At 58.5% G+C, this 16,539-nt stretch carries 21 protein-coding genes; 11 read left to right on the top strand and 10 right to left on the bottom strand.

Annotated elements, in window-relative coordinates:
- Positions 1 to 15 precede the first annotated feature (15 nt).
- Positions 16 to 267 (bottom strand): outer membrane lipoprotei OprI, encoded by a 252-nt coding sequence (gene oprI / locus AC3WP4_RS23410; RefSeq protein WP_002553018.1) that lies wholly within the window; start codon positions 265 to 267, stop codon positions 16 to 18.
- Between the two features lie 638 nt (positions 268 to 905).
- On the opposite strand from oprI, the gene AC3WP4_RS23405 reads away from it, so the two are divergent.
- Positions 906 to 1,193, top strand: a complete 288-nt coding sequence (locus AC3WP4_RS23405) for a GNAT family N-acetyltransferase (protein ID WP_008057026.1) — start codon at positions 906 to 908, stop codon at positions 1,191 to 1,193.
- 70 nt (positions 1,194 to 1,263) lie between these two features.
- Here AC3WP4_RS23405 and AC3WP4_RS23400 read toward each other — a convergent pair whose 3' ends face one another.
- On the bottom strand, positions 1,264 to 2,340 hold the full coding sequence (locus tag AC3WP4_RS23400; RefSeq protein WP_007899930.1) for a 3-deoxy-7-phosphoheptulonate synthase: 1,077 nt from the start codon (positions 2,338 to 2,340) through the stop codon (positions 1,264 to 1,266).
- Between the two features lie 183 nt (positions 2,341 to 2,523).
- Positions 2,524 to 2,967 carry a PilZ domain-containing protein gene (locus AC3WP4_RS23395; protein ID WP_074878355.1) on the bottom strand — a complete coding sequence of 148 codons (444 nt, stop codon included), beginning with the start codon at positions 2,965 to 2,967 and terminating at the stop codon, positions 2,524 to 2,526.
- On the opposite strand from AC3WP4_RS23395, the gene AC3WP4_RS23390 reads away from it, so the two are divergent.
- From AC3WP4_RS23390 to cysB, 5 genes are all read left to right on the top strand, one after another.
- Positions 2,966 to 3,352: a YbbN family protein gene (locus AC3WP4_RS23390; RefSeq protein ID WP_102616316.1), complete on the top strand. Its 387-nt coding sequence runs from the start codon at positions 2,966 to 2,968 to the stop codon at positions 3,350 to 3,352. The two genes, AC3WP4_RS23395 and AC3WP4_RS23390, sit on opposite strands and share 2 nt — an antisense overlap.
- Positions 3,349 to 4,305, top strand: a complete 957-nt coding sequence (locus AC3WP4_RS23385) for a putative 2-dehydropantoate 2-reductase (protein WP_102616315.1) — start codon at positions 3,349 to 3,351, stop codon at positions 4,303 to 4,305. The genes AC3WP4_RS23390 and AC3WP4_RS23385 overlap by 4 nt, the downstream gene beginning before the upstream one ends.
- A 25-nt stretch (positions 4,306 to 4,330) precedes the next feature.
- On the top strand, positions 4,331 to 5,236 hold the full coding sequence (locus tag AC3WP4_RS23380) for a 5'-nucleotidase (RefSeq protein ID WP_074878349.1): 906 nt from the start codon (positions 4,331 to 4,333) through the stop codon (positions 5,234 to 5,236).
- 94 nt (positions 5,237 to 5,330) lie between these two features.
- Positions 5,331 to 5,834 (top strand): universal stress protein, encoded by a 504-nt coding sequence (locus AC3WP4_RS23375; protein WP_102616314.1) that lies wholly within the window; start codon positions 5,331 to 5,333, stop codon positions 5,832 to 5,834.
- Positions 5,835 to 5,981: 147 nt separating this feature from the next.
- Positions 5,982 to 6,956, top strand: coding sequence for an HTH-type transcriptional regulator CysB (gene cysB / locus AC3WP4_RS23370; RefSeq protein ID WP_008148549.1), 975 nt, complete (start codon positions 5,982 to 5,984; stop codon positions 6,954 to 6,956).
- A 9-nt stretch (positions 6,957 to 6,965) separates the two neighbouring features.
- Here cysB and AC3WP4_RS23365 read toward each other — a convergent pair whose 3' ends face one another.
- Positions 6,966 to 7,448, bottom strand: a complete 483-nt coding sequence (locus AC3WP4_RS23365) for a GreA/GreB family elongation factor (RefSeq protein WP_102616313.1) — start codon at positions 7,446 to 7,448, stop codon at positions 6,966 to 6,968.
- Positions 7,449 to 7,462: 14 nt separating this feature from the next.
- Positions 7,463 to 7,873 carry a hypothetical protein gene (locus AC3WP4_RS23360; protein WP_074878345.1) on the bottom strand — a complete coding sequence of 137 codons (411 nt, stop codon included), beginning with the start codon at positions 7,871 to 7,873 and terminating at the stop codon, positions 7,463 to 7,465.
- 124 nt (positions 7,874 to 7,997) lie between these two features.
- Between AC3WP4_RS23360 and earP the strand changes: the two genes are divergently transcribed.
- A complete protein-coding gene (gene earP, locus AC3WP4_RS23355) occupies positions 7,998 to 9,155 on the top strand; it encodes an elongation factor P maturation arginine rhamnosyltransferase EarP (protein ID WP_102616312.1) in 1,158 nt (385 codons plus the stop codon).
- A 48-nt stretch (positions 9,156 to 9,203) separates the two neighbouring features.
- Positions 9,204 to 9,773, top strand: a complete 570-nt coding sequence (locus tag AC3WP4_RS23350) for an elongation factor P (RefSeq protein ID WP_007899917.1) — start codon at positions 9,204 to 9,206, stop codon at positions 9,771 to 9,773.
- Positions 9,774 to 9,864: 91 nt separating this feature from the next.
- Here the strand turns inward: AC3WP4_RS23350 and AC3WP4_RS23345 are convergent, their stop codons facing one another.
- The 4 genes from AC3WP4_RS23345 to AC3WP4_RS23330 all read right to left on the bottom strand — a co-directional run bounded on the left by AC3WP4_RS23345 (position 9,865) and on the right by AC3WP4_RS23330 (position 13,168).
- Positions 9,865 to 10,878, bottom strand: coding sequence for an alpha/beta hydrolase (locus AC3WP4_RS23345; RefSeq protein WP_102616311.1), 1,014 nt, complete (start codon positions 10,876 to 10,878; stop codon positions 9,865 to 9,867).
- A 34-nt stretch (positions 10,879 to 10,912) separates the two neighbouring features.
- Positions 10,913 to 11,332: an organic hydroperoxide resistance protein gene (locus tag AC3WP4_RS23340; protein ID WP_074878341.1), complete on the bottom strand. Its 420-nt coding sequence runs from the start codon at positions 11,330 to 11,332 to the stop codon at positions 10,913 to 10,915.
- 348 nt (positions 11,333 to 11,680) lie between these two features.
- The gene (locus AC3WP4_RS23335) at positions 11,681 to 12,142 is read right to left on the bottom strand and encodes a MarR family winged helix-turn-helix transcriptional regulator (RefSeq protein WP_102616330.1); all 462 of its coding nucleotides are present in this window, start codon (positions 12,140 to 12,142) and stop codon (positions 11,681 to 11,683) included.
- Between the two features lie 69 nt (positions 12,143 to 12,211).
- Entirely contained in the window at positions 12,212 to 13,168 is a 957-nt protein-coding gene (locus AC3WP4_RS23330; protein WP_074878339.1) for a LysR family transcriptional regulator, read from the bottom strand.
- A gap of 112 nt (positions 13,169 to 13,280) precedes the next feature.
- Here AC3WP4_RS23330 and AC3WP4_RS23325 point away from each other — a divergent pair, with 112 nt between their 5' ends.
- On the top strand, positions 13,281 to 14,030 hold the full coding sequence (locus AC3WP4_RS23325) for a sulfite exporter TauE/SafE family protein (protein WP_102616310.1): 750 nt from the start codon (positions 13,281 to 13,283) through the stop codon (positions 14,028 to 14,030).
- Here the strand turns inward: AC3WP4_RS23325 and AC3WP4_RS23320 are convergent.
- Positions 14,020 to 14,874 carry a LysR family transcriptional regulator gene (locus AC3WP4_RS23320; RefSeq protein WP_102616309.1) on the bottom strand — a complete coding sequence of 285 codons (855 nt, stop codon included), beginning with the start codon at positions 14,872 to 14,874 and terminating at the stop codon, positions 14,020 to 14,022. The genes AC3WP4_RS23325 and AC3WP4_RS23320 overlap by 11 nt on opposite strands.
- Before the next feature lie 95 nt (positions 14,875 to 14,969).
- Between AC3WP4_RS23320 and AC3WP4_RS23315 the strand changes: the two genes are divergently transcribed.
- Complete coding sequence (locus tag AC3WP4_RS23315) at positions 14,970 to 15,185, top strand: DUF1127 domain-containing protein (RefSeq protein ID WP_102616308.1); 216 nt, start codon at positions 14,970 to 14,972, stop codon at positions 15,183 to 15,185.
- A 64-nt stretch (positions 15,186 to 15,249) separates the two neighbouring features.
- Entirely contained in the window at positions 15,250 to 16,470 is a 1,221-nt protein-coding gene (locus tag AC3WP4_RS23310; protein ID WP_074878331.1) for a winged helix-turn-helix domain-containing protein, read from the top strand.
- Positions 16,471 to 16,539 lie beyond the last annotated feature (69 nt).

Here is a 16,539-nt window from a genome sequence, read left to right as displayed (position 1 = left end):
AATCCCGAAGGACTATTACTTGCGGCTAGCTTTGTCCAGCATGCGCAGTGCACGCTCGTTAGCTTCGTCAGCAGTCTGTTGTGCTTTTTGAGCAGCAGCCAGAGCTTCATCAGCTTTACGGTAAGCTTCGTCTGCACGAGCCTGGGAGCGAGCAGCTGCGTCTTCAGTAGCGGTCAGACGTGCTTCGGTTTCTTTCGATACGCTGCTGCAACCGGTAGCCAGAACTGCGGCCAGAGCCAGAGCAGAGAATTTCAGAACGTTGTTCATCGTGTTCCCCTTCAAGGACTTTCTATTAAGTTAGCTGTCTCCTCAGAGTGAGGAAATAGCCGGCGTACATACTACCCATTACTTGTCGTAAGTAAACTGACGTAAAGCAAGAAGCCAAAAAAATTGTAGGCGTTGATTCTTTTTCGAGCAACTTTTAACTGCATTGTTTAAAAAATACCCAGCTGGGAGGCCCGAGCTGAGCGAGCCGCCGAAGAAAAGTTCCGGCGCCACGGCTCTTTTCCGAATCTTGGCTAAAGTCTGTCTAGATGGATTCGTCCACACTTTTGTACGGATTTTGCGTGGCGTCTCTCATATCTTTCTCCATGTTGAGGTGACTTTAACAAAGGGCGCTCGTCTTAAGTCTCAACATCCGGCAATGTTCAGGCTGTCGATCTTCAGAGATCTTGGTCGAGCCGTCTCTGCGTAACCCGGAGCAGTACCCCCCGCACTTAGCGTGATGACGAGCGTACCTTGAGCATTTCTGCCAATGGTGCCTACTATTTGATATGTGCTCGGTTGCGCGAGATGGGTGCAGTTCTTCTCGGTGTCCATTCAGGCACGGGGTGGCGTAGATGTTCCTTCGCCGGAAAAACATCGGTAAGGTAGGGGTCAGAATTCCAGACCCGCGAGGAGTAGTGATGAGCGAGGCGTTGTCCATCCACCATGACCAGGCTGGTCATCAGTTCGAGACCAATGTGGACGGTCATCGTGCCTACCTGACCTATATGGATCTGGGGAAACAGACCCTGGATATCTATCGCACCTTCGTGCCCAACGCGCTGCGTGGCCGCGGCATTGCGGCAGCCTTGACCGAGAAGGCGTTGGAGTACGCTGAGGAAATGGGTTACACCGTCATTCCATCGTGTTCCTACGTGGAACGCTACATGGAGCGCCACCAGCGGCATGCAGCCAAGCTGAGCCAGTAACCTTTCAAAGAATCGAACGCATAAAAAACGCCGGGTTAAGCCCGGCGTTTTTTTGTACGGCGAAAAGTGATCAGCTGCGATCGCGTTTTGGCAGCACATCCTTGAGCTTGGCATGCATGCTGCGCAAGGTGTTTTCGGTGGCGGTCCAGTCGATGCAGGCATCGGTGATCGACACGCCGTATTGCAGGTCGGCGAGGTCTTTCGGGATCGCCTGGCAGCCCCAGTTCAGGTGACTTTCGACCATCAGGCCGATGATCGACTGGTTGCCTTCGAGAATCTGGTTGGCGACGTTCTCCATCACCAGCGGTTGCAAGGCCGGGTCCTTGTTGGAGTTGGCGTGGCTGCAATCGACCATGATGTTCGGCTTTATCTTCGCTTTGTTCAGCGCTTGCTCGCAGAGTGCGACGCTGACCGAATCGTAGTTCGGCTTGCCGTTGCCACCGCGCAGTACCACGTGACCGTAGGCATTGCCCTTGGTGGTGACGATCGACACGCCACCTTCCTGGTTGATACCCAGGAAGCGGTGAGGGCTGGAAACCGATTGCAGGGCGTTGATAGCGACCGTCAAGCCGCCGTCGGTGCCGTTCTTGAAGCCGACTGCCGAGGACAGGCCGGAGGCCATTTCACGGTGGGTTTGGGATTCTGTGGTGCGCGCACCGATGGCCGACCAGCTGATCAGGTCCTGCAAGTACTGCGGGGAGATCGGGTCGAGGGCTTCAGTTGCGGTCGGCAGGCCCATTTCGGCCAGGTCCAGCAACAATTGACGACCGATGTGCAGACCGTCCTGAATCTTGAAGGAGTCGTCCAGGTACGGATCGTTGATCAAACCTTTCCAGCCGACGGTGGTGCGTGGCTTCTCGAAATACACGCGCATGACCAGATACAGGGTATCGGACACTTCAGCCGCAAGCGCTTTCAGGCGCTCGGCGTATTCGTGGGCAGCCTTGATGTCGTGGATCGAGCAAGGCCCGATGACAACAAACAGGCGGTGGTCGGTGCCATCAAGAATATTGCGAATGACTTCGCGGCCCTTGGTGACGGTGCGCAGGGCAGCGTCGCTCAGAGGGATATCACGCTTGAGCTGATCGGGAGTGATCAGCGTCTCGTTGGAAGCGACGTTTAGGTCGTTGATCGGTAAATCAGCCATCGTTTACTCGTCAGGTCACGGGTGCCGGCCGCCAGCGAACCCGCGCGGCGGAGCACAGCAAATTAAGCGCGTCGGGGAGCAGAACCTTAGCGCGTTACACCGTGGCTCGACAATGGGCAGACACCGGTTTAAGGGGCATTCTCAATTAGTTTTCGCGGGGAAAGCTAATTGAGAATGCTCCTGCTAATCCAGCAGGACCTGTGCAAATGCCTTGCGAACCGTGTCGTGAGAGAACTCTTCGGCATGTTCCTGGACCCATTCGAGGGCCAGGGCCTGCATCTCCTGCAGATCGTGATGCGCATCATGCAGTCGGCAGTAACGTTCGATCTGGCACACCTGCTCGCCCATCCGGGCACTGAACATCATCTGTTCGTCAACGAAGGCGATGCCTACCAGATAACCGCGTTTTCGTCGCAGGCACCAGGCTACATAGCCCAGAAAACGCATGTCGGGGTTCAACGTCGGCATGCGAACTTCCAGCGCCGTACCGTGGCGCCACGCCCGGTGATAATTGCAAGCCATGCCCCCGAGGCTGATAGTGTGCAGCTGTTGCCGTGAAATACACTCAGGTTTGAGCAACGTTAATTCGACGGGCACATCGTCAGGGTGAGGAATAAAACGTCCCATGAACACGGACTCCATGTGTCGGCCATCTGACATTGTTCCACCCAGTATAGTGGTCGAATCGGAACTGACTGATTTCGACGCCGACCAACGGCTGCTGGCGATGAGCGGTGTGTCGCTGGTCATTTTCACCAGCGTCGGCTGCGCCAGTTGCCGTTTTGCCCGTGAGCAATTGCCGCGACTCGATCTGGATGTCGATCGGCTGTGCTGGATCGATGCCGGGAACAATGGCGGGGTGGTCGAGCGTTACCAGGTTTTCTATTTGCCTGCGCTGTTTGTGGTGCGCGACGGCGAATTTTTCGGGGCATTAAAATCGCGCCTGACCCGCACGGAGCTCAATGTAGCCGTGGCTCAGGCGTTGAGTCGAATTGCAGAGGAGTTGCCATGATGGGGGCAGTGACCAAACCGACAATCGGTATTATCGGCACCGGTGCGATCGGCGGTTTTTACGGATTGATGCTGGCGCGTGCCGGTTTCGATGTGCATTTTCTGTTGCGCAGTGAGTTTTCGGCGGTGGCCGAGCGCGGATTGCGGCTCAACAGTGCAGTGCACGGCGCGCTGACATTGAATCCGGTTCAGGCGTATTCGAGTGCCGAAGACATGCCGCCCTGTGACTGGTTGCTGGTGGGCGCGAAAACCACCAACAACGCCCAACTGGCACCGACAATCATTCAAGCCGCAGCACCGAATGCCAAAGTGCTGCTGATGCAAAATGGCCTGGACGTTGAAGACAGTCTGCGAGCGTTGCTTCCCGATTCGCTGCACGTGCTCGGTGGGCTCTGCTATATCTGCGTCCATCGCGACGGACCAGGCGTCATCACTCATCAGGCGCTCGGCGCGGTCAATGTCGGCTATCACAGCGGCCCAGCAACCGACCAGCAGGCGCGCATGGCGATTGTCGAGGAGGGCGCCGGACTGTTCCGCGCCGCCGGCATCGACTCCCAGGCCATGGCGAACCTGCATCAGGCGCGCTGGCAAAAACTGGTCTGGAATATCCCTTACAACGGTCTGTCGGTGCTGCACGAGGCCAGCACCACGCCGTTGATGGCCGATGCCGACAGTCGGGAACTGATCAAGGCGCTGATGGCTGAAGTGGTTCAGGGAGCAATCGCCTGCGGTCACGACGTACCGGCCGGTTATGCCGATCATCTGTTCATGATGACCGAGAAAATGCCGGACTATTGGCCGAGCATGTACCACGACTTTCTGCACAAACGACCGCTTGAGCTGGAGGCCATTTACGCCCGGCCACTGGCGGCAGCCAAGGCTGCAGGGTGCGAGTTGCCGCGAATCGAAGCCTTGTATCGCAGTTTGAGTTTTATCGATCGACGTAACACCTGAGTCGATCAACCTGAGGGGGAAGGGCATGGCAAAGACTATCGACGACAAACTGGTGCTGGCGATTTCTTCGCGTGCGCTGTTCGACCTGAGCGAAAGCCACAAGGTCTATCTGTCGAGCGGCGTCGAAGCCTATCGGCAATATCAGATCGAACACGAAGACGAAATCCTTGAGCCCGGTGATGCATTTCCCTTGGTACAGAAACTCCTTAACTTGAACGCCAGCCTTGGCCGCGCCCGGGTCGAGGTGATCCTGGTGTCGCGTAACAGTGCCGACACCGGCCTGCGGGTTTTCAACTCGATCCACCACTATGGCCTGGCGATTTCCCGCGCGGCGTTTGTCGGCGGACGCAGTCCTTATCCGTACCTCAAGGCCTTCGGCTGTGACCTGTTTCTCTCGACGCATGCCGAAGACGTGCGCAGTGCGCTGGATGCCGGGTTCGCCGCGGCGACCATTCTGTCGGGTGGCGCCAGCCGTGCGGCCAGTGATGAACTGCGCATTGCTTTCGATGGTGACGCGGTGCTGTTTTCCGACGAATCGGAGCGCGTCTATCAGTCCGGCGGCCTGGAAGCGTTTCAGGCCAGCGAGCGTGAGGCTGCCCGCGAGCCCCTGCGCGGCGGGCCGTTCAAAGGCTTCCTCGCCGCCCTGAATTTGCTGCAACGGGAGTTCCCGGAAGACGCCTGTCCGATCCGCACCGCACTGGTGACCGCGCGGTCGGCGCCGGCCCATGAGCGAGTGATCCGTACCTTGCGCGAATGGGACATTCGTTTGGACGAGTCGCTGTTTCTCGGCGGCCTGACCAAGTCAGCGTTTCTCGAAGCCTTTGCCGCCGATGTGTTTTTCGATGATCAGGCCGGTCATTGCGAGTTGGCCCGCGAGGTGGTCGCCACCGGACACGTGCCGCACGGCATAAGCAACGAGCAAAAGGTTTAAGCCCACGGTTCAATGCGTTACGCGAAACGCCGCACTCGCCAAGGCACTGCTAAGCTGAATCAATCTCCGCCATGTCGGCACTCGAGGAGGTCATATGATTCATTCGATGCTGTACGCCACTGACCTCGGCTTGTACGCGCCTTTGGTCATGCAGCATGCCTTGGCGCTGGCGCGCACATTCAATGCCGATCTCTACGTGGTGCATGCCGTTGAACCGATGGGGCTGTTCGCCGAGTCGGTGCTTCAGAGTTACCTCGATGAGCAGTCGTTGAACGAGTTTCACAGTCAGGGCCTGAATACAGTGATCACTAATATCGAGCACCGGGTACTCGACAGCTTTCGTGAAGAGCTAGGGGACGAAGGGGAGCAGGACCTGGAGCGGATCAAAGCAGTACGGGTGCTTCAGGGCGATCCGTCACAGGTGATTCTCGACCAGGCGCAGAAACTCTCCGTGGATTTGTTGATCGTAGGTAGTCATAGCCATGGTGCTGGCGCGGAAACGCCTTTGGGTCGGACTGCGGCGCGGGTGTTGCAACTGTCTCGGGTACCGGTCTATCTGGTGCCGCTGGTGGAACGTCGTCGGCAAGGGGATCGGTAATGTTCCTGCCTCGCATTCACGGGCACGACACCAGAATACGAATAGTGGCAGTTTGATAAAAAAGTTCTAGATTTATTCTTCAAACCATTAATATAGTTATATACCGTCGCTGATGCCCGTGGCGTCTACCTGCTTTGAGGGATTCATATGAAGCTTCAACAACTGCGCTACATCTGGGAAGTGGCGCACCACGACCTCAACGTTTCCGCTACAGCCCAAAGCCTTTACACGTCGCAACCGGGCATCAGCAAGCAGATCCGTCTGCTGGAAGACGAATTGGGGGTCGAGGTATTCGCTCGCAGCGGCAAGCATCTGACCCGCGTCACCCCGGCTGGCGAGCGCATTATCACCACCGCCGGCGAAATCCTGCGCAAGGTTGAAAGCATCAAGCAGATCGCCCAGGAATTCTCCAACGAGAAGAAAGGCACCCTGTCGATTGCCACTACGCACACCCAGGCGCGTTATGCGTTGCCCCCGGTGATCAGCAACTTCATCAAGCAATACCCGGACGTTGCCCTGCACATGCACCAGGGTTCGCCGATGCAGATCGCTGAAATGGCCGCGGACGGCACCGTCGATTTCGCCATCGCCACCGAAGCGCTGGAGCTGTTCGGTGATCTGGTGATGATGCCGTGCTATCGCTGGAACCGTTGCGTGGTCGTGCCTCAGGGCCACCCGCTGACCAAACTGTCGAAGCTGACCCTGGAAGCCCTGGCCGAATACCCGATCGTGACGTACGTGTTCGGTTTCACCGGCCGTTCGAAGCTCGACGAAGCGTTCAGCCATCGCGGCCTGACGCCGAAAGTGGTGTTCACCGCCGCCGACGCCGACGTGATCAAGACGTATGTTCGCCTGGGTCTGGGCGTAGGTATCGTGGCGAAGATGGCGGTCGATGCCAAACTCGATAGCGACCTGGTCATGCTTGATGCTAGCGACTTGTTCGAATCCAGCATTACTAAAATCGGTTTCCGCCGCGGCACGTTCCTGCGTGGCTTCATGTGCGACTTCATCGAGAAGTTCGCCCCGCACCTGACCCGCGAAGTCATGGCCAAGGCGATCCAGTGCCACAACAAACAGGAACTGGAAGAGCTGTTCGACGGCGTCGAATTGCCGGTCCATTAATCTCCCGCGTCAGACTACCTCGGTAACAGAAAACTGTTGCCGAGCACCCGCCACCAGAATCTCCACCTCATCCCCTTCGAACTTGCCCAGCAGGCTCTTGCCCAGCGGTGAGCGAGGGGTGATGACGGTAATCCATTGCCCCACCACGTCGACTTTCAAACCCGCCGCGTCAGGCGCCAGAAACAACCATTGCTCACGACCCTTTTCATCTTCCAGGCCGAGCAGGGCGCCCACTTCGATGCCACGCTGATCGTCGTAAGGCCGCAGCGTCAGGTTCTGGCAAAGTGTCAGCGAGTGCCGGATTTCCTCAACGCGTTTGGCTTGCCCGGCTGCCAGGTAAGACGCCTCCAGACCCAGTGTGTCGTACTTGTTCTCAGCGATGTTTTCTTCGTGCGTCGCGGTTTCGTAAGCGGTCTGTGCGGCACGCTCGGCGATGTCGAGGTCGATCCGCAGCTTGTCGAGAATCAGTTGGTGGACGGTCGGCTTGTGCATAAAGAGCTTCTTGATCAATCGCAGAATTGCAGGACGTTGGCGCGGCTTTTTTCGCTCGGCGCAGTCTGGTCCTGCTGCAACCAGAACTGGCATTTCGGGTTGGACAGATTGCGTCCGGTGCTGCGAGCCTGATCCATACGTTGCTGCTGCTCGTTCTTGCGCAGGTTTTCTTCGTACTGTTCGAACAGCGGGCTCTGCGGTGGAATGTCCGGCACCGGTTGCGCCACCACCGGTGGTTTGGCCAGTTGCTGCACGGCTTCAGCCACGGGCGCCAGTTGTTCGCTGAACAACAGTCGAGAGGCGAGCCAGCATGTCAGCGCGATCGCGATAAACCCCAGCCACATTCCCAGGGCAATGCTGCCCGTCAGTTGCAAGGCGCTGAGCTGGATCAGCAGCGGGCGGCGCGGATTGGGACGGTTGGGCATGGCTGCCTCCTGGCGGGTGGTCGCGGGCGAGTGGCGATTGTCGCATGAAGATTAATCGCCGTCGGCTCTTCTGCACGGGGTAATTTATGAGGACAATCGGCGCCTTTGCCAACGGGAGCCTGGAATGCCTGAAATGCCTCAAGTAAAAAACTGCTGGCGCTGGGATATTTTTTGCGCCGTGGTCGACAACTTTGGTGACATCGGCGTGACCTGGCGTCTGGCCCGACAACTGGTGGCCGAACATTCGGTGGCGGTGCGCTTGTGGGTCGATGATTTGCGGGCCTTCGAGCGTTTGTGCCCGGACATCGACATTAATGCCTCACAGCAATGGCAGGAGGGCGTCGAGGTGTGTCAGTGGACGCCCGACTGGCGGCCCACTGAAGCCGCTGACGTGGTGATTGCAGCGTTCGCCTGCCAGTTGCCGAGTGCCTACATGGAGGCCATGGCCGAGCGGGAAAAACCGCCGCTGTGGATGAATCTCGACTACCTGAGTGCCGAGGACTGGGTCGTCGGCTGCCACGGCTTGCCGTCGGTGAAGTACAAGAGCGTACAAAAATTCTTCTTCTTCCCGGGGTTTCAAAAGGGCACCGGTGGCTTGTTGCGTGAAAGCGGATTGCTTGAGCGGCGTCAGCAGTTTCAGCAAAACCCCGAGGCTCAGCGAGAATTCCTCCAAGGCTTGGGGATCGATCCTGCGCAAGGTGCGCAGTTGATCTCGCTGTTTGCCTACGAAAATAAAGGGCTGGCCAGCTGGCTCGAGGCAATGGCTGGCGACTCGACGCCCACTCATCTGCTGGTGCCCGAAGGCCGGATTCTTGGGGATGTCGAACGTTGGCTCGGGGTGGACGGTCTGGTGGCCGGCGCGGTGCATGTGCGTGGTGAATTGACCGTGCAAGTGCTGCCGTTCGTCCGACAGGATCAATACGATCACCTGCTCTGGTGCTGCGATTTCAATGCCGTGCGCGGTGAGGATTCCTTTGTCCGCGCCCAATGGGCTGGCCGGCCACTGCTTTGGCACATCTATCAGCAGGACGAAGACATCCATCTGGACAAGCTCGACGCCTTCCTCGCGCTGTACACCAAAGGCTTGTCCGAGCCTGCCCGCGAGGCGATCAGCGGTCTTTGGCGAGCGTGGAATGCGGGTGACAATATGAGCGTGCACTGGCAATTAACCCGCAAGCACTGGCCAGAACTGCAAAAACACGCCGAAGCGTGGTGTCTGGAACAGGCTTTGCAGGCCGATCTTGCCGCAGCGCTGGTACAGTTTTACCTAAATTGGATATGATACGCGGCCTAGATTTTTGTAAACCCCATCCAAATTCGGATACTCGCAATGAAAACTGGTAAAGAACTGAAACCCGGGATGGTTATCCGTCTCGAAAACGATCCTTGGCTGGTTCAGAAAGCTGAATTCACCAAGTCGGGTCGTAACAGCGCGATCATGAAGACCAAGCTGAAAAACCTGCTGACCGGTTACAAGACCGAGATCGTTTACAGCGCCGACGACAAACTGGACGACGTAATCCTCGACCGTAAAGAAGCGACCCTGTCCTTCATCAGCGGCGACTCCTACACGTTCATGGACACTACCGACTACACCATGTACGAACTGAACGCTGAAGACATCGAAGCCGTTCTGCCTTTCGTTGAAGAAGGCATGACCGATGTTTGCGAAGCGATCTTCTTCGAAGAGCGTCTGGTTTCCGTAGAACTGCCGACCACTATCGTGCGTCAGGTTGACTACACCGAAGGTTCCGCTCGCGGCGACACTTCCGGCAAGGTGATGAAGCCTGCCAAACTGAAGAACGGTACCGAGTTGTCGGTTGCTGACTTCATCGAAATCGGCGACATGATCGAGATCGATACCCGCGAAGGCGGTTCCTACAAAGGCCGTGCTAAATAAGCACTGCTTCAGGAATGAAAAGCCCGACCATTGAGTCGGGCTTTTTTGTGAGCGCATTTCAGGTTCAACAATGAACCCATTTGAAATGCGCTTACTTCAGGTGTTGCTTGAGCTCTTCGGACGCTTGAAGCATCGCTGAACGCACCGCAGGCACCTGGCTCACCACATTGAGCAAGCCGTAGTCGTGGATCATGCCGTTGTAACGAACCGACGTAACCGGCACCCCGGCTTCGTCGAGTTTGCGAGCGTAGGCTTCACCCTCATCGCGCAGGACATCGGCGCTCGCCGTCTGCACCAGCGCGGGTGGCAGGCCCTTGAGTTGAGCAGTCGTCGCCCGCAACGGCGAGGCATAGATCTCGCTACGCTGTTTGGCGTCGGTGGTGTAGTTGTCCCAGAACCACTTCATCATGTTTTTGGTGAGGAAGTGCCCCTCCGCAAACTGGTTGTAGGACGCCGTTTCGAAGCTGGCGTCAGTCACCGGCCACAGCAGCGCCTGGAACCTGATCGCCGGCGTGCCCTTGTCTTTGGCCATCAGCGCAACCACTGCTGCCATGTTGCCGCCGACGCTGTTACCGACCACGGCCAGACGTTTGCCGTCGACGTTGATCTCTTTACCGTGCTCAGCCACCCATCGGGTTGCGGCGTAAGCCTGATTGATCGCCACCGGGTAATGCGCTTCCGGCGAAGGCGTGTAATTGACGAACACCGCCACCGCCCCCGAACCGGCAACCAGGTCCCGAACCAGACGCTCGTGGGTCGGGAAATCCCCCAGCACCCAGCCGCCGCCGTGGAAGAACATGAACACTGGCAGCTCACCTTTGACCCCGGCCGGTCGAACGATGGTCAGGCTGAGCGGCTGGCCGTCAACTTGAATGGTCTTCTCGCTGACATCGGCTTTTGGCAGCGTCAGTTTCACCCCAGCCTGCGCGCCGACCAGCACCGCGCGTGCTGCTTCAGGGGTGAGTTGTTCCATCGGTTTGCCGGTGCCGGCGTTCAGAACATCGAGGAACGCTTGGGTGTTGTGTTCAACCCCGTCGTCCGCGAACGCGCTGTGGATGGACAAGGCGAGAAGGGTACCGGTCAAGACTTTACTGAAAGTGCGCATGTTCGTTTCCTTGTTCGGGCCTGGGAATTAGCGGTTAGACGGTGACGTGCAAACGCACATCGACGTTGCCACGGGTGGCGTTGGAGTACGGGCAGACCTGGTGTGCAGCGTCGACCAGGCTTTGTGCATCGGCTTGTTCAAGACCCGGCAAGCTGACGTGCAGGTCGATGTCCAGGCCGAAACCGCCAGGGATCTGGCCGATGCCGACATGGGCGGTGATCGAAGCGTCGTCCGGGATTTTGCGTTTGGTCTGGCTGGCGACGAATTTCAGCGCGCCGATGAAGCAGGCGGAGTAACCGGCTGCGAACAGTTGCTCAGGGTTGGTCGCTGCGCCGCCGGCACCACCGAGTTCTTTGGGCGTGGCGAGTTTGACGTCGAGGATGTTGTCGCTGGAAACCGCACGACCGTCACGGCCGCCGGTGGACGTTGCGATAGCGGTGTAGAGAGTTTGCATGGTGTGAGCCTCATTCGGGTTTGATGTTTTGCGCTAAATGTTTGCGCGCTAAGTAAGCGCGAAATGAATGTATCGCGCAAATATTTAGCGCGCAAGATAAATTTTCGAAGAGATATTGGTTTAAGAAATGGGCGCTGCTTGGATGTATTGAGCTAGAGCGGTCGCGGCAGGATTTTCAGTAAGAAATTTTTTTGACTGGATGACGAATAGGATTTGAAGCACACCACCCATCCCCTGTAGGAGTGAGCCTGCTCGCGATAGCGGTGGATCAGTCACTTCAACCTTGACTGACCTACCGCTATCGCGATCAGGCTCACTCCCACAGGGGGATTTGTGGTGGTTTGGAGGTTAGAGACTGTTCTGCAGATTACTGCGCAGCGCTTGCAGCTCCGCTTGCAGTTTCTGCAGCCTCTCCAGGGTCATCCCGCTGGCGCCGAGGATGCACTGGGGAATGCCCTGCGCCTGCTCTCGCAAGGCACGACCCTGTTCGGTAAGTTCGACAATCACCACCCGTTCGTCTTCACGACTGCGGGTGCGGCTGAGTAAACCTTCGGCTTCCAGGCGTTTGAGCAAAGGCGTCAGTGAGCCGGGATCGGTCAGCAGGCGCGTGCTGATTTCGCCTACGGTCAAACCGTCCTGTTCCCACAACACCATCATCGCCAGGTATTGCGGATAGGTCAGGCCCAGTGCTTGCAACAGCGGCTTGTAGACCTTGGTCATCAGCAGCGAGGTGGAGTGCAGGGCGAAGCAGGCCTGATTATCCAGCAGCAGGTCGTCGCAGTTATCCGGGGTATCGCGCTCGGTGGTCATTTCGAAGCCTTGATCAGTGATCGTCATAAATCTAGCGGGCGAATCTTTAATGCACCAGACAATTCTAGCCTAGTGCCGGTCGAGGGTGCTTTGCAGGGCCAGATCCCACGGCGGGATCGGGCTGAAACGGGTTTTCAGGTATTCCAGCAACAGGCGGCTACGGGGATTGGGTTGTTGCTCAAGGCGCAAGGCATAAATGCCGGTGGTTTCCGGTGGTGGCAGGCCGTGTTCACAGAACAGCGGAAGCAGTTCACCGCGTAAGAGGTATTCGCTGGTCAACCAGGTGGGCAAGTGTGCGATACCCAGCCCGGCCAATGCGCCGCAGACCAACGCCTCGGCATTGTTGGCACCCATGCGGATGCGCGCCGGGCGGTGCAAGTGCATCTGCCCGTCGCGTTCGAAGCGCCAGGCGAACGGCGGAGCCAGGCCATCCCAGTCGAGGCCATCATGCTCAGTCAGTTGCGCCGGATCGGTCGGCACACCACGCCGTTGCAAATACTCCGGGCTGGCGCAGGCGATGCGCACCATGCTCGCCAGCGGCGTGGCCACCAGCCGGGTATCGGCCATTTGCCCGGCGCGCAGCACCAGATCGACCTTGCCCAGATTCAAACCCTGCATGTCGACGAAACTGTCGATCAGGTGCAACTGCACGTCGAGGCCGGGGTAGAGCATCAGAAAGTCGGCAATCACCGGCGCCAGATGCCGCCGTCCGAAGGCCGCCGGTGCATCGATCCGAATCAAGCCTTCCGGTGCGCTGCTCAAGGATACTGCCTCAGCCCGAGCCAGCCGCAGTTCAGCCACGATCCGTCGGGCGCGCTCGGCAAATGCCAAACCCGCCGGGGTGGCGCGCACGGCGTGGGTGCTGCGAATGAACAACTGGCTGCCGACGGCGTTTTCCAGGCTGTCGATGCGCCGGGCCACGGCTGAAGGGGTCAGTGGATGACGGCGGGAAGCGGCGGAAAAACTGCCGGTTTCCAGCACGTCGAGGAACAGACCCAGCTGTTCGGTCAATTGATCAGGGTTCATGGTGGTGTCAGCGCTTGTGCGAAGTTGGCACAGCCATTGTGCGTTGCTGTGCGTTTCCCCGCCAGCGCCGACTGCGTAGGATGAATAGCCTGACGTGAAGGGAAAATCGCCTGTGATTGAGTTTTTGATGTACCTGGTGTTTGGCGCCGCTCTGGGAACCCTCGGTGGGTTGTTCGGCATTGGCGGTGGTTTGATTGCGATCCCGTTGCTGGGCGTGTTGTTTGGCCTCGATCAGCAGATTGCCCAGGGCACGGCGCTGGTCATGGTGGTGCCCAACGTGATGCTGGCGCTGTGGCGTTACCACCAGCGTAATCGCATTGAATTGCGCCACGCGCTGCCATTGGCCTCGATGGGGTTCTGTTTTGCCTGGATCGGTTCGATCTGGGCAGTGGGCATCGATGCACAAACCATGCGCATCGGGTTTGTCGCGTTCCTGATTGCTCTGTCGGCCTACAACCTGATGCGAATGTTCTACGCCAACGCGCCCGTGTCGGCGCAGATGAATTACTCATGGCCATGGCTGGGCGTGCTCGGCGCCGCCTCCGGCACCATGGGCGGGTTGTTTGGCGTGGGCGGGGCGGTGGTGGCAACGCCAGTGCTGACCAGTCTGTTCGGCACCAGTCAGGTGGTTGCCCAGGGGTTGTCCCTAGCGCTGGCGCTGCCAAGTACTGGCGTCACGCTGGTGACTTACGCGGTGCATCATCAGGTCGACTGGATGATCGGCCTGCCTTTGGCGGTTGGCGGGCTGATGAGTATCAGTTGGGGTGTGAGGATTGCCCACGCACTGCCAGAGCGACTGCTGCGCGGGTTGTTCTGTGGGTTTTTGGTGTTCTGTGCGGTGATGCTCTCCTTTAAAGTTTGAAACCTTCGACGATGTGTTCGGCCAGGCATTCAGTGATCGGCGATGGATTGTGCAGGTTGCGCACCAGCATGATGCTGGCTTCGGGCAGGATTGGCAGGCCTTCGGCTTCACCGAGAATGCGCATGTCGGGGGTGATCAGGCTTTCCAGTTGCGCAGTGACAGCCAGTCCGGCACTGACTACCGCCATGATCGCCGACAGGCTGTCGCTGTTGTACGCCACGCGATAATCGCAACCCATGGCGTCCAGCGCATTGCAGGCCCATATGCGGCAGAAGCAATCACTGTTGAACATCGCCAGTGGCAACGGTGTTTGCTCATGGGCGCTGAAACACTGTGCCTCGGCCCAGACAAAATGCTCCTTGCGCAGTAACTGGCCGATTTCGTTGCCCGGCTCGCGGGTGACGATGGTCAAGTCGAGGTCCTGGCGCAGCAGCAATTGTTTTGATGATTCGCAGTGCACCTCGATCTGGATCAGCGGATACGTCTGGGCAAACCGCCGCAGAATCCCCGGTAAAAAACGCATCACGTAATCGTCGGGCGTGCCGATGCGCACCATGCCGACCATGTGCGGCTCGCGCAGCGTATTGAACACCTCGCTGTGCAACTTGAGGATGCGCCGGGCATAGCCGAGCAATACCTGTCCCTCCGCCGTCAGCCGCACCTGCCGTCCGTCACGCTGGAACAATTGACGCTGCACCACGTCCTCTTCCAGTCGCTTCATCTGCATGCTCACGGCGGACTGGGTGCGGTTGACCAACTCACCGGCGCGGGTAAAACCGCCCTGATCGGCGATGGCGACAAAGGTGCGCAGCACGTCGGTATCGATAGTCGGGTAGGCAGACATTCATCAATCTCCGAGATGTATTACATAAGAAACATTCGTTGGATTGATCTTAGCCCTGGCGTGACACTTGAGCCATCCAAACGGAGGGCAACAAGATGAAAGGTCAAAAAGGTTATGTCGGCGTAGAAAAACACTCGGTGCACCTGATCTCTGATTTGCTGCACAAATTCAATCGCTGGTACGAACTGCACCGTGAACGTGAAATGTTGGCGGGCATGAGTGATGAAGCGTTGAAGGACATCGGGCTGAGTCGTGCGGATGTCGAGCACGAGGCCATCCGCCCGTTCTGGGATGACCCGATGCACAAATGAGTCATACACAACTACACAAACCATCTTCCGGTGGGGTAGGTTGCGAGCAGACAAGGAGATGCTCATGCGCGCAACACTGTCCTTTTCCATCAAACAGGCTCGGCGTCTGGCGCTGGCCGCCCAAGGGTTCAACGGGCGCCAGCCGCCAGCGGCGATCAAACCGGTGCAGCTCAATCGTCTGATCGAGCGGCTGGGCATTCTGCAGATCGATTCGGTCAATGCATTGGTGCGTTCGCACTACCTTCCCTTGTTTTCCCGCCTCGGCAATTACTCCCCCGACTTGCTCGACCAGGCTGCCTGGAGTTCGGGCCGGCGGCGCACGCTCTTCGAGTATTGGGGGCACGAAGCCTCGTTGCTGCCCTTGGCGATGTATCCGTTGATGCGCTGGCGCATGCTGCGCGCGACCCGTGGCGAAGATATCTATCAGCAACTGGCGCGTTTCGGACGTGAGCAGCAGGACACGATTCGCCGGGTGCTGGCCTCGGTTCAGGAGCTGGGTGCGCTGGGTGCCGGAAGCCTGTCGACCCGTCAGGAACGGGCAGGGCCCTGGTGGGACTGGAGCGCAGAAAAGCATGCGCTGGAATGGTTGTTCGCCGCCGGAGAAGTGACTGTGGCCGGGCGGCGTGGGTTCGAGCGGCTTTATGATCTGCCGGAGCGGGTAATTCCCTCGGCGATTCTTGCGCAGCCGCTGCTGAGCGAGGCCGAGGCTCAGCGCGGCCTGTTGCTGCATGCCGCGACAGCGTTGGGCGTCGGAACAGAAAAAGACCTGCGCGATTACTTTCGCCTGAGTCCCGGTGATGCCCGTCCGCGCTTGGCGGAACTGGTGGAGGCGGGTGAATTGCTGGGCTGTGAAGTCCAGGGCTGGCGGCAACCGGCCTATTGTCTGCCTGATCCGAAAGTGCCGCGCAAGGTCGAAGCCAGCGCCTTGCTTTCACCCTTCGATTCACTGATCTGGGAGCGCAGTCGTACCGAGCGCCTGTTCGATTTTCGCTATCGGTTGGAGATCTATACGCCGCAGGACAAGCGGGTCTACGGCTACTACGTATTGCCGTTTTTGCACAATGAACGGATTGCCGCGCGGGTGGATCTGCGCGCCGAACGGGCGCAGGGCAGGCTGGCGGTGCACGCGGTGCATGAGGAAGAGCCGGGGCTGGATGACGAAGGGATGCTAGCGTTGGCGGTCAATCTGCGGCGAATGGCGGATTGGCTGGGGCTTGAGCAGGTTCAGTTGAATTGTCCGCGGGCGAGTGCGGCGCGGTTGCGGGTGGCATTGGCACAGCTTTGAGCACCGATCGTTCCCACGCTCTGCGTGGGAATGCCTCTAGGGACGCTCCGCGTCCAGTGACGCGGAGCG

Source organism: Pseudomonas sp. FW305-20 (assembly GCF_058788075.1).
Note: the sequence above shows the minus strand (reverse complement) of the source record. Positions and strands in the feature narration are given on the sequence as shown.